General features: G+C 46.0%; 6 protein-coding genes. All 6 read right to left on the bottom strand.

Annotated features, from left to right (window positions below):
• Positions 1 to 21: 21 nt before the first annotated feature.
• The 6 genes from MKZ09_RS25100 to MKZ09_RS25125 all read right to left on the bottom strand — a co-directional run bounded on the left by MKZ09_RS25100 (position 22) and on the right by MKZ09_RS25125 (position 13715).
• On the bottom strand, positions 22 to 861 hold the full coding sequence (locus tag MKZ09_RS25100; protein ID WP_076207961.1) for a carbohydrate ABC transporter permease: 840 nt from the start codon (positions 859 to 861) through the stop codon (positions 22 to 24).
• Entirely contained in the window at positions 854 to 1798 is a 945-nt protein-coding gene (locus MKZ09_RS25105) for a carbohydrate ABC transporter permease (protein ID WP_076207963.1), read from the bottom strand. Before MKZ09_RS25105 ends, MKZ09_RS25100 begins: the two co-directional genes overlap by 8 nt.
• Positions 1799 to 1961: 163 nt before the next feature.
• A complete protein-coding gene (locus tag MKZ09_RS25110; protein WP_076207970.1) occupies positions 1962 to 3233 on the bottom strand; it encodes a response regulator in 1272 nt (423 codons plus the stop codon).
• Positions 3226 to 5028: a cache domain-containing sensor histidine kinase gene (locus MKZ09_RS25115; protein WP_076207974.1), complete on the bottom strand. Its 1803-nt coding sequence runs from the start codon at positions 5026 to 5028 to the stop codon at positions 3226 to 3228. Before MKZ09_RS25115 ends, MKZ09_RS25110 begins: the two co-directional genes overlap by 8 nt.
• Before the next feature lie 153 nt (positions 5029 to 5181).
• Complete coding sequence (locus MKZ09_RS25120) at positions 5182 to 11919, bottom strand: pectinesterase family protein (protein ID WP_076207976.1); 6738 nt, start codon at positions 11917 to 11919, stop codon at positions 5182 to 5184.
• Positions 11920 to 11957: 38 nt separating this feature from the next.
• Complete coding sequence (locus MKZ09_RS25125; RefSeq protein ID WP_076207978.1) at positions 11958 to 13715, bottom strand: S-layer homology domain-containing protein; 1758 nt, start codon at positions 13713 to 13715, stop codon at positions 11958 to 11960.
• Positions 13716 to 13767 lie beyond the last annotated feature (52 nt).

The raw sequence follows: 13767 nt of genomic DNA on the forward strand, positions 1-13767 counted from the left end.
CTCCCCATGTCCTTTTCCTTCTTATCCTTTGACCGAACCGCCCGTCAGACCTTGAATCAGATAACGCTGAATGAACATAAAGAGCACAATAGGCGGTATCAATCCAATAATGCTGCCTGCTGCGAGCGACCCATACTCTACACTGTACTGGCCGATCAAATACTTCAGTCCGATTGGAATCGTAAATTTGGACGCATCTGTCAGGAACGAGAAAGCAACCAAGAACTCATTCCAGCAGCCGATGAAGGCAAACAGAGCTGTCGCTACGATCCCCGGCAGAATTACTGGCGTAATGATCGTGAACAAGACCCGGAATCTTCCTGCTCCGTCGACCATAGCCGCTTCGTCAATTTCCTTCGGGATACCGGATACAAATCCTTGCATCAACAGCGAGTTGAATGCAACCTGTGAAACGATATAGAACAATATGATCGCAAAAGGCGTATTCATAATCCCCATGCTCTTAAAAATCAGAAACAACGGAATGACGAATAAAATCACCGGAAGCATCTGAGTGCCCAGCATCATAAGCATAAAAGCATTTTTTCCAGCAAATTTGAATCTACTCAAAGCATAGCCATTGAAAATCGACAGCAATGTAATAAAGATCACCGACACCGTACAGATGAAAAGACTGTTTACGAAAAATCTCGAAAAATTGTTGACGCTCCACACCTTTATGAAATTATCAAACGTAATCGGATGCGGAAGGTAACGAATCGTGGAGCTGATAATGTCATTTTCATGTTTAAGGGAAGTTGAGATGTCCCATAGAAAAGGCAGCAGGACAAACAACAACGTAACAGTCATAGGAATATAGAACAAACACAAAGTGGTTAAAAAACGTTTAAGCTTAATCATCTTGGCCACCTCTGCTTAATTTCATATAAACGACCACGAAAATCATTAGAACAGCGAAGGAAAGAACCCCCATAGCCGAACTATAGCCATAATTCCCGTTCAAAATTGCCGTTTGGAACATATAAATCGGGAGAGTGGTTGTCATATTCATTGGACCGCCGTTTGTCATCGTGAAGATCATATCGATAGAGTTGAACTCCCAGATGGCTCTTAGCATCGTAGTGAAAATAATGCTTTCCTTAAGATAAGGCAGGGTAATGGAAAATAACTTTCTTGCCTTTCCGCAACCGTCGACTTCGCAGGACTCGTAGACTTCTTTCGGAATAGACTGTAAGGAAGCAAGCAGCGCGACTGCGAAGAACGGGATCCCTCTCCACAACTCGGCCAGTACAACCGAACCAAATACGGTATGGGTGTTCGACAGCCAAGCGATATTCTCGTGAATAATTCCTAACCTCTTCAAAAGATCGTTAATGACTCCGATATGCTGGTTGTACATGAGGGACCACAGCATTGTTGTAAGAACGCCTGATACCGCCCAAGGAATCAGCACGAGCGAACGTATAACGCCTCTAAACCGGAAGGCCTGATTAAGCAGCAAGGCCACACCTAAGCCGAACACGAGCTGAAGAGCGACTTCAATAACCACCCACTTGATGGTTATCCATAGCGAGCTTGGGAATAGATCGTCATGGAATAAGATCTGCTTAAAGTTACTCCACCCGGCAAAACCGTCATCCATCGGCCGAGTCAAGTCATAGTTCTGAAAGCTTAGTTGGAAGACTTGTAAAATAGGGTAGAACATAATAACTGCCATGAGAACGACAGTCGGGATGATCAGAACGTAAGGAAATATCCTGTCGCTGCCGATCATCTTGTTTTTTCTCTTGGACGTTCCCGTCACTTGTCCTGTTGCTAATTGTTGTTTCACCTTCATGAAATAATCACCTCAATAAGAATAATAGGCTATGCATGAAGCTAGCTAAATAATATATCTTGCAAAGTTTGTTTGTTTTTTTGAAAATAAAAATAGCAGTAAAAAAACAACCTCACCCCAGTCACCGACTGGAATAAGGCTGTTTGTGAACGCTTTCCAACTATTACGAGCTATGCTGCTGTCTATACTCCATCGGGGTAAACCCTGTATGCCGCTTGAACAAAACACTAAAATACTGGGTATTCACATACCCAATTTTCTCAGCGACCTCATATACCTTTAAATCGGTATGCACAAGCAGTTCAGTAGCTTTATCTATTCGCACTTGGACAATATACTCACAAAAATTAACATCCGTATACTTTTTAAACAAAGTACTGACGTACGATGGCGTAATGTGGACCGTCTCCGCTACTTCTTTTAAGTCCAGATTCTCATTATGATAATGATTTGCGATATAATCCATAATCGTGCGAAGAATAGCTTGATGCGAATTGCTTGAATATTTGACCTGATCATAGAAAATAATCGATTGATCCATCCGGACATCCTTCATCTGTGTCGCAATCAATGCTTCCTCATAGGAGACGCCAATATGTTTAAACCCTTCACCAATGCTGCCTATACCGATCTTGGCGTGAATTTTGAGATATTGCTCAATCATCACCGTTAAGCGGCGGGCAATATGCTCGGTATCCTGCTTCAGCTTCTCCGCATCCTCGTTTCGGTAGTTGAACAGCAGATTGATCCGGTGGTTATATTGAATCGCATACACCTGAACTCCATCGCAAATTGCAGATTCTAGCACTTCATTGCAGAGGTTTTTGAGAGTGAACAATAACAGCTCCAGATCGACTGGTTTATTGGGTTTAAGAAACCTTCCGACACCCTCCAAGCTCAGAACAGCCATCACGAACATCGAGCCGCAGAATGTTAAACCGAGCAGCTTCGCCTCCCTATCAATCGAATCCTCATTCCCCGGCCCAGAGATCAACTCGCTAAAAAATTGGTTCACGATAAGACCATGGCTTTTTATATCCTTCTTACGTTTTCTCCGCTCTTCCTCCAGTGCCTCAGATGCATTCATAATCGTCCGCAGGATTTTATCATTGTCTTCATACTTTAGTATGTAATCAAACGCTTGAAGCTGTAGAGCCTCCTTCGCATAAGAAAAATCATCATACCCAGTTAAGAAGACAATCTTCAAATCCAAGCCATTCTCCTTCACTTGGGCAGCAAGCTTCAGTCCATCCATAAAAGGCATGCGAATGTCCGAGAGCAGTAGATCCGGCTTCTCCCTTTGGATAAGCTCCCAAGCTTCCTTCCCGTCCACTGCAACTCCTGCCAGCTGAATGTTTCCCTGATTCCAATGGATATTCCTGCGAAGCCCTTCCCTAATCCATTCATCATCGTCTGCAATGACCAGCTTATGCACGATTCGTCACCTCATTTATCGTATATGGAATCCTTACAGTCACTATGGTATAAACCCCTTCTTCACTATCTAGCTGAATTCCGGACCCATAGCCGAATTGCAGCGCCAGCCGTCGGTGAACATTACGCAGCCCGAATGTCACTGGAGCCTCTTGAACATTCTGCGCTTGAATAGATGTATTCATCTCCTCTAACTTCTCTACATCCATCCCTGCACCATCGTCGAAGACTTCAATTATTGCTGCATCCCCGCTCGGCTTTCCTGTTATTCTGATGATCCCTTTTCCCTTCTTGTTTTTGATGCCATGATAGATGGCGTTCTCCACAATAGGCTGCAAGGTCAGTTTCATGATAGGAAGATGCATAATGCTCTCTTCAACTTGAATCTCAAATTCAAAATCTTTCTGGTAGCGGATATTTTGAATTTGCAAGTAGCTTTGAACATGCTCGATCTCTTCTCTAAGCGTTATGACCTCCCGCCCTCTACTAATGCCGATCCGAAAAAAGTGGGCCAGCGCGCTAACCATTGTCGAAGCCTTTTCCTTTTCACCCAAATCAATCATATGTTTGATAGATCCGAGCGTGTTGTATAGAAAATGTGGTTGAATTTGCGACTGCAATGCTAATAACTCCATTTGCCGCTTCTGTTCCTGTTCATCCTTAACTTGCTCCAGCAATTGGCGAACCGAATCGACCAAATTCTCCAACCCACTGGCTAATACACCAATTTCATTTTGCTCTTTCAGCTGAAAGTTAACATTTAGGTTTCCTTGTCTAAAGCTCTTCACTTGTTTGGACAAATAACGGATGGGATTCGTCAGGCTGCTCGCAAAATAGGTGGCCATGATAATAAAAACTACGAGAATAACAGCTACGATTGTAAGCGTTATCGATTTGATCTGGCTTGCCTTGGCTAAGATATCGCTTTCAGGAACGATGGCGGCGAGCTTCCACCCGTTCAGCGATAAAGTGGTAAAGTGAATCATCATATGTTGATCAGACTTGCTGTCTGCCCTTAAATCTCCCTGGTGATTAGCGTTATTACGGATATCGTTCACGATCTCATCGCCGATAGCGTACTCTTTGGATAACGGCTTGGAATACATCACCCCATCTGGACTGATCAGAGCCAGCGAGCCATTGGGACTAATATTGACATTCTGTAAAATGTCGAGCAGATAGGATTCCTTCATATTAATGAGAGCCATGCCACTGACCTCGGAATCAAGATTTCCGATAATTTTAAATACGCTTACAACATTACGTTTCGTGACAGTAGTAAACACTTGATCCTCATGCGTATTCAACCAGTAATAACTGCTTTCTGCATCCTTTTGGTTGTATCGGGCCAGCCATTCATTAAGATTCACACCGACATGCCGGGGAATAAAGTCCTTCTGTATGTTGAAGGTCCGGCCATTATTAAACGTGACAAAAATAGAATCGATGACTTGCAAATGATTCCGGTAGGCTTCCTCGAACTGTTTATGAAGATCGATGATATCATCGTAGCGATGTTCTCCTTCGTCTTGTCCATTATCTAATAAAATATATTGAAAAGCCGAATTGTTCTCGATTGACACCAGCTGTTCGAAGATCGTGTAAAGCTTGTCGTTAAGAAAAAAGCCCGTTTGCTCGGTTGTATCGCTTAGCAAATAATAAGCGTTTTGTTCGAGCTGCTTAACGGCGGTGAAATAGGAAAAGAAACCGGTAAGCGCAACGGATGACACAAGAATAGGCAAAAAATAGATAAGCAGCTTAATTTTGATTGGGCTTCTAGAAAGATACGAGATCATGTATTTCCCCCAACTGAAGTCGTTTCGGATTCTCCTCTTATCATAACTCCTAGCTCGAAGAGATGGGTTTGTTTTTTAACAGATCTTGTTTGTTTTTATTCAATTTCTCAAAAAAGAAGACGAGCCCCTGATTGGGACTCGTCTGTGGCTACTTTAGGGATGTAGAATAAGCTGGGCCAACGCCGCAAGATCCACAATATCCAAAAGACCATCTTTATTTAGATCATAAATCTGATATCGAATCCAATCCGTATGAGTGGAGCTTATACCGTAATGAGCGGACAGAATAGCCAGATCACCGATACTTGCTGGATTGGCCGAGCTTAAGAAAGTAGCCAGCGCCGCATCCAGATCAATGTTTGCCTGCTCAATAGCAACCTTAGTTGCATTCGGATTATTCACGACATGCGTAGCTTTACCGATTGCATTGTTAAGCTCATTTACTACCATCTTCGTATATTGCCCCCATTTACTGCCAATAGTAGCGTCATTGGCTGTTGCTTGTGCCATGGCAATCTTTAATGCCAGAGCCGATTTGTCCGAGACACCATCTAACCCATCCATAGCCAGCTGCAAGTTCGAGGCAGCTGCATTCACCTGATTCTGTGTGGCTTGCGATCCAGCAAGAATCACTTTCGCAGAGGTTAGATAGGTTTGCAAGATTAACCAAGTGGAAGGATTGTATTGATCTGCCGTAAGGCTCTTCGCTACATCGACCTTGCTGGCCAGGACCGTTTTGTCTATCATGATCTTCATGCCATAGATCGTGTTAGGTAGCTTTGACACTGTTCCGCTCCCATCGGCAATCAAAACGGGGTGCAAATGAAGATAGGCCGTCGTATCGCCTTCATAATTCAGGTTTGATGAATGCCAGAGCATCTTGAGCATGTCTCCGCTTGGAAGGATACCAGATCCAGTGCTTGCGAGCTTGATCGTGATTTTTCCATTCACCTCATCCTTATCGACGGATTCCACTCCCCATCCATCCGCTAAGCATTCTACCGAATCATAAAGAATTAGGTCCGGGTCATACTCAAACGTCAACTCTTGACCATAAACAGCAGTGCTGACACTTTCTGTAACGTAATCATTATTTAAGCCATAAACCAAACCAAATTGTTGGCCGGCAAACGTTGTTCCTTCTCCCGTAACCGTAGCATAGGGAAGACTTACGGACGGAGCATTTACAACCGCGCTGACCTCGTTAGAGTTATCGCTCTCACCTCCAACATTAACTGCCGTAATCACATAATAATAATTACCAGCAGTAAGATCGGCATTGTCCAAATAAGTGCTGTCCGTGACATTGGAGGCAATGGTTACATACCCCTCTGAGCTATTTACGCTTCGCTTCACTGCATAATAATCAGCTCCGGCAACCTCATCCCAGCGCAGCAAGATTTCGGCCCTGCCCGTAGTTACATTTACGTTTGCGGGTGCTTTAGGAGCCTGAATGGAACCCGGGTTAGAGACCGTAATAACTGAAGGACTTATGCCTGAATCCAAGTGAAACGGTATCCCCGCCTGCGAAAAATCCGTATCCTGCAATAGGATATTACTCGCGAATCCCTTCAAATGGATAAAGGTGCTTGTACCAGGCGGACAAAGAACGTCATTCAATAAAATATCGGCTGCATTGTTCATGGTATAGAGGGTTCCGTTCGCCGGAACGATCTGAACATGATTGAATTGAATATTAATCGTATTACTGGACACGAATCCAGTTTGAGTCGACATTTTCACATTGGTCAACTCCACATTACGCAGAGGCACATTGGCCAGTGCATCGATGGACACTGCTTCCGCAGCTCCGTCCACTGTAACGTTACGAATGTGGATATTTTTAACCTCTGGAACCCGGTTATCCACTCCCAGCTGCGCATTATCCACTGCTTCGCTGTGCCCAGTATAGAAATCATTAATGGATAATGCCGTATAACCAATATTCTGCATATGGAGACCATCGATATAGATGTTCTCGATAGGACCACCACCGCCGACAAAACTTTTAATATTGATCCCATTATCCGTTCCGATATATTGATTGTTACGAACCGCAAGGTTACGAATGCCTCCAGATGTGTTACTTCCGATAGACAATCCACCATGGCCACGGAAAACGATATTGTCGGCAATCACGACTTCGGACAAGGCGTTTGTCGGACTCGGGTCATAGCTGGCCTTCATCCCGATTCCATCATCTCCGGCATTCACCGTGTTGTGATATAAAACAACATTCTGTGAAGAGGTGACATCAAGCCCGTCTGCGTTCTGGTACCAAGCGTCGTTATTGACCGTTGAATTACGGATCACCAGATTCCGAATTTTCGTGAAGCTAGTCGCAAATTGTGGTGAATTCATAAAGGTAGGTCCATCGACTAACACCTTGCTGCTATTATAGATGTCGACCATGATAGGACGATATACCCCTACAGCTTGTTGAGACGGATACCAAACACTGCCGTTATCGATCAATACCCCGCCCAAGGACAACAGATAATTCCACTGCGTAGTTGTGACCTTGCCCTTCTTCACATAACGCCAATATTGCCCATTGCCATCGATAACACCTTTTCCTGTGATTGCGATGTTGCTGAGCCCCGATGCCGCCAGCATCGGTTGATATTTTGCATTCACCAAATTGTAATCATCATAGTCGGGACTAAATTGAATGAGTGCACCAGCCTCTACATGCAGATCAATATTACTTGCCATTTGGATACTTCCTGTCAGCCATACACCAGCAGGTACGACGACACGCCCTCCACCTGCCAGTGTAGCCGCCTCAATTGCCTTTGCGAATGCCGCCGTATTTTTGGTTATACCATCCCCAACTGCGCCATAATCCTCAATATTAAACTCTACGTTTGGAAATGTTGGAAGCGTAATCGCCGGCATATCGAATGGCAGATCTTTTTGATACGTTTGCAAGTCATCCCCGCCCGTTACAAACCCCACGGCATCCGCGGATTTGACGCTAACCTTCGCAGTTGCCTTTACATCGGTGCCCGTTACAGTTCCCTGCACAGTGAAGTTCCCCACAGATGCATACTTGGCTGGATCGATTGAACTCCACACGACAGCCAATGCTTTCTCGGATCCATCCGTAAATTGAACGGGAACGATGCTTGGCAAGAATGGAGCTACCCCCTCAAGGCTATAAAGCTCTAGTGTCGGTATGTTCGATAGGGTCTGTCCCGGCAGCGCGGTGGAATTCACAACTTCTATGGCTAACAGAATTTTAGTTCCGGAAGCGAAAGTGAAAGTTAGTGTATTTTTCCCAATCGGCAACTGAGACAAGAAGACATCACGAATAGTATAAATACTTCCATTGGCAGTGTAATCGGCCCCCTTATTCAGTGCATGGGTTCCGAGCATAATTCCCGTCATTGTGTCTCCCGAGCGTTTCACGGATACGGACAGATCCGCTTGATTCACATGATTACGATCAAATTTCACCGGAGCTGAAGACAAAGTTACTTCAGTTGAATAAACGCTCTCTCCATTGGCATTCACAGCAGTTACCACATAATAAAAAGGGTCTCCGGTGTTCACAACCGTATCCGAATATTGAACCTTATCTTTCACTCCCTCCGTCAAGCGGAGCCAGTTCAAGTTGTAGCTCCCCGTTACGGAATAGAGGCGTAAAGTTTGATTCCCAGCGGGAAGATTGACATTCACACTGACCGTTGCCCAGCTCTGCCAATCACCGGTTTGCGGAATATCTACGGTGCTCAGCACGGTGCCATTCCCACTCTTCAATTGAAGCTGTTTACCGCTGTCCGGAGCAGAGACGCGCAGATCCAAGGTGTAGAATCCACCCGCAGGAACCTGTATCGCGTAATCCATCCAATCTCCCGGATCGATATAACTGACATTTAGACCTCCGCCTTCATCACTCGTATTCTGAGTTTTGACACCGTACATCGCTGTCCAATCCTCACCTTGGATTGTTGCCAGCGGGGACGTTGATGACGGAATCAGATCGGATGCAATCGGCAAGTATGGACCACCCGCTTGACTTCCGCGATAGACACGATAAGAGCTTGCTCCTTCAACCGTGTTCCACGACAGAGCTACGGGAGAATCGCCTAATGTCGCAGCAACACCGCTCGGGAAAGTCACGCTCAGTCCGGTTGGAGAAGCAGGTTGCTGTTCATTCTGTTCATGCCCAGGAAGCGTGCCGAACAGCGTAGGATCCCACCCATCGGCTCCTTTCAGCACATTCTGAACGGTGTATTGATTAGCTTCGTCAGATGTCAATTGGCTCGACCAGCGATAGCGGCCCTTCGCATTGGCACCTGGTCCCGAAGCGTTGTATTCACCATACCGCGCCGTCGATTCGTTAGAAGGATTTCCCCAATTATCCCAACCTACTGCTTTGATATGCGCATCCATCCAGGTATTAATGTACTTCACGTTGGCATTAGCTCTCCAGGGTCTACCCAGATCTAGCGAACCATTAGTAGCAACCAGCTTAGTGTCGATATCCCATTCCGGTCTCCAAGGATCATGAGTCACCGATTCCTTCAAAGAAGAAGTACCGCGGGTCAATCGCGAGTTCATGAAAACATAGCCAAAATCAGCTTTCTCATCTGTAGAGGCTGCCGTCATATGACCACCAAAGCCACCAACGAACTTAATTTCCGAATCGTAGAAATAAGCCGCGGCATTCCCAAAGATCCAGTCGACGTCACCTTCAATTATGCATCGGTTAAAGTACTGTCGCCCGCCGTTTGCATATAAGGTATCTTGGAACCCTGCCAGATAAACGTTCGTAAAAATCGCTCTGTCGCCCGTTACGTTAAGTGCGACTGCTGGACCTACATTTCCTCTCTCAAACGAAGTATTGCGAATCGTCATATTTTCTGCCGTAAAGTCGCTGGCAGAGACTAACAACGTGTAGCTGTTTCCGGTACCTATTCCGGAATTCGCATAATCGTCATAGGTCAGAATCGTTCCATCTCTGCTTTCACCAACTAAACTAACTGATGGCTTAGAATTCGGCACGGCTACCTTTTCATGATAAATACCGTCTTGGATATAGATCACCCGCCGGGTCGAATTCCCGGTCGGAATTGAATTCAGAGCATCCGTAACGGACGTATAATCTCCCGTTCCATCCTTCGCAACTATAATTACTTTAGCTGGAGTGGCGATTTGGATCAGGCTATCTGCTCCCGAGCCCTTCGCATTAACAGCAGATACAACATAATAATAGGTCACACCGTTTGTTATGCTGTTGTCCAGATAGTTTGTTTGGGTTACGCTGGCGATCATTGTAAAGGGTCCCGCCAACGAAGCCGCACGTTTAACGAGGTATGAATCAGCCTCAGCAACCTCCGTCCACTGCAAGTTAACCTTGCTAACTCCCGCTTGTGCTGTTACTTCATTCGGCGAAGAAGGTACCCCCTGCTGGACATGAACCGGAGATACGCGAGTTTGATCGGAATTCATACTTTCCGTTTGAGCGGTTGATGCAGATACAACATAATAATAATTCGTGCCGTTGTGTACGGTGCTATCGGTAAATTCCGGAGCGGTCAGATTGCTAGCCACAACCGAATATGTCCTCCCCGATATTACACTTCGCTTCACTGAGTACGAGGAGGCTCCCGGCACAGGGTTCCATCTTATATCCACGCGGGCATCACCAGGAACAGCAATCAATCCAGTTGGTTTCGCTAAAGGAGCAACTGGAGAAATCTTAACGGAGAACGAATTTTCGCTTAAGCCACCCACATTTTGAGCTTGAACGGTGTATTCATATACCGTTCCATCAGTCAATCCGGCGTCGTTATATTGGGTTGCCGTCAAATCCGACGCGATGACCGAATACTTAGCCCCTCCGTCTTCCCTTCTAAGCAAATGGTATTGCTCCGCACCTTCGGCAGTCTCCCATTTCAGGGTCACTTGGCTGTCCCTTGCTATTCCCGTTAACCCTGTCGGAGCCGCAGGTATGTCGGGCAGCAGAATTGGCGTGATGGCCACTTCCTTAGAATTTGGGCTTTCACCAGAATCGGTTACTGCACTAACGACATAATAATAGGTTTTATCGTTCATCAATTCACTATCTACATACCGGAGGGATTCCATGTTCTTAATCAGCTCGTAGGGCCCCCCGGTAGTTTCGCTACGCTTCACATTATACGAAATCGCTCCGGTAACCGCCGGCCAGGTAAGCGTCGCTTGTGTATCACCAGCCTTGCCGGTTACTCCTGTCGGGGTCGAGGCAGATAATACATCAGTGAACTTCATCCAGTTAATATTGAAGTTGCCGGTTTTCGTCGTGATGCGCAGGGTCTGCGGACCCGCACTTAGATTTGCCGACACGCTTACGGTCGTCCATTTTTGCCAACCGGTCGTATTTGGCACATAAACTGCGGCCAGAACAGTTCCTCTGCTATCTAGCAATTGAAGCTCCTTATCTGAATACTTCGTAGCAAGACGAAAATCTACGGTATAGATTCCTGCGGAAGCTACGTTTACCTTGTATTCCAGCCAATCTCCGGCTTCAATATTGCCCACATCTAAACCGGCTCCAGTATCTGTGGTTGTCTCGTTCTGAACCCCTTGCATACTGTCCCAGTTCTCGGCTTCAAGCTTGCCCGGAATTGGCTTGCCATTCTTCGCCCAATACGCCACCGCAATTGAAGGTTCCAGCCCTTTCTCCGAGGTGTGCGCTTGTAAACACTGATATTCCAGATCGTTATAGATAACCCAATCGTTGATCGCATAAGTGGTATTCGCCTGCCAGCTGGCAGCAGCGGCCGCAGCGGTTCGCGGAGAATAACCATATAAAAGGCTCATTATCATCGCCACGATTATAGCTATAGCCGTTACTTTTCGGCTTATGGTGTCTTCTTGCCCCCAGGGTGCGGTCCTCTTCATATCTTCTTCCTCCTTAGAATAGAAGTGCACGAATACTATCAGAGGTTATACATGTTGTACATTAACACAGCTGCTTCCGCTCGTGTCGTCGTAGACTTAGGCTCGATTTGGCGGCCATTTCCGTGAATTAAACCGGCTTTCACTAGACTTGCGACAGATTCTGACGCATAGGAAGAGATCTTCGCAACATCGCTGAACAGTTGAAGCACGGATGTATCTCCACCTGCAACCTGTTGACCTGACGCCTTCAAGGCTCTGGCGGTTAGGACCATCATGTCCTCACGGGTGATTGGCTCAAGCGGTTTGAACAAATTGTCTCCTGAGCCTTCCGCAATGCCAAGTGCCCGAGCAATGCCAACAGCTTCGTAATAATAAGCTTGGGATGGGACGTCCGCGAAGGGATCTCCAGCTTTTCCGCTCAGTTCTAGCGTCCTAACGAGCAACACCAAAAAGTCTGCTCTAGTAACAGCTTGGGATGGGCGGAATTCTGTATCGGAGACACCACTAATAATTCCCTTGGAAGCCATAACCTCGATCGGATTTTTAGCCCAAGCCACAGACTGAACATCCTTAAAGGATTTATTCGTATAACCAATTGCATACATGCTGAAATGTGTAGTCTTAAAGCTAACGTGACCGGAATTTGCATCATATCTACCACTAGGAACCGTAGTAAGTTTCCTTTGACTGTCTACATACCACACAACAATATGCTCTGGATTAAGCAGCTCTTGTGCAGTAGGAACGTAAGGGATGCTGACTGTGACCGGAGCTTGGTGATTATCCCAGGTTATGATCTTGCCGTCCGACGTTAAAGTTAATTGAATGACGGGATGGTTGCCGATTTGATTTTGCACGGACGGCTGCAAGGATTTAGAGTCAACACTTGTGATATGGAGACTTATTTGTTCATTGGAGATAACCCCAGCTTGCAGCATATTATCAGGGAGAGTGAGGTTAACCAGTGGTGTTACAATTTCAATTTCCGCCTTTTTGACGTCATTGGATATAGCCGAAGTTGGAATCGTCTGAACGTACTCTTTTGCCCCGGGCTTCGACTCGATTTCTATGATTACTTTTTTTACACCTTTGTCGTTGGGGGTAGTTTGGTTAAGAGCTTTCTGCAGTGATTCTAGATCCACGGTTGATTGTACCGATTGTGCAGCTGCGTCATAACGAATCACCGGTTTGATCGTAGAACCGTTGACATTACTCGGAGTTGTAGGCTGGACAGAACTGCCGTTTCCTCCCGCTCCGTTGTTACTATTGTTGCTGTTGTTTCCATTGTTGCCGTTATTGCCGTTGTTTCCGTTGTTGTCATCGATACTAACAATATGCGCAATCGCCGATGCATCAGGTGTATAGTTAACCGCCGCCAGCTGCGAATCTACTAACTTCGCACTGGATAGAACGATTTTGGCATCGCCACTCTCAAGCGCTTTGAAAGTAACTGTGGCCAGTTTTAGATCTCCGTTCTTGCCTGATTTCTTCTCAAGCTCTGTATGCGCCAGCCGCACGCCGTTATTCGTCAATAGGGCGTCAATGTTGAAGCCACCCTCATCTGCTGTGTAACTCACAAACTTCAGCTTTGAGCGATCATAGGTCAGATTCAGCTCGTACGCGTACAAATCCGTCACTAGGTTCGCTGCAATCTCAACAGTAAAGGTACTGTTGAGGGTAGGACTTTCTTTTGATAACACAGTTTGGAAGTTGGGGTCGCCACTAGCCTGCGTTACCACAGGTCCCGCTAGAAAAAAGACAAGGAGCATAAGCATCGCGATTCTGAGTTTAGCCATTTCGATTGATCCACCCTTTCAATAGCAAGATAGGAGAGAGCGCCGCTGCCGC

Source organism: Paenibacillus sp. FSL R5-0908 (genome assembly GCF_038006245.1).
In the GTDB taxonomy this organism is placed as follows: Bacteria; Bacillota; Bacilli; order Paenibacillales; family Paenibacillaceae; genus Paenibacillus_AQ; species Paenibacillus_AQ odorifer.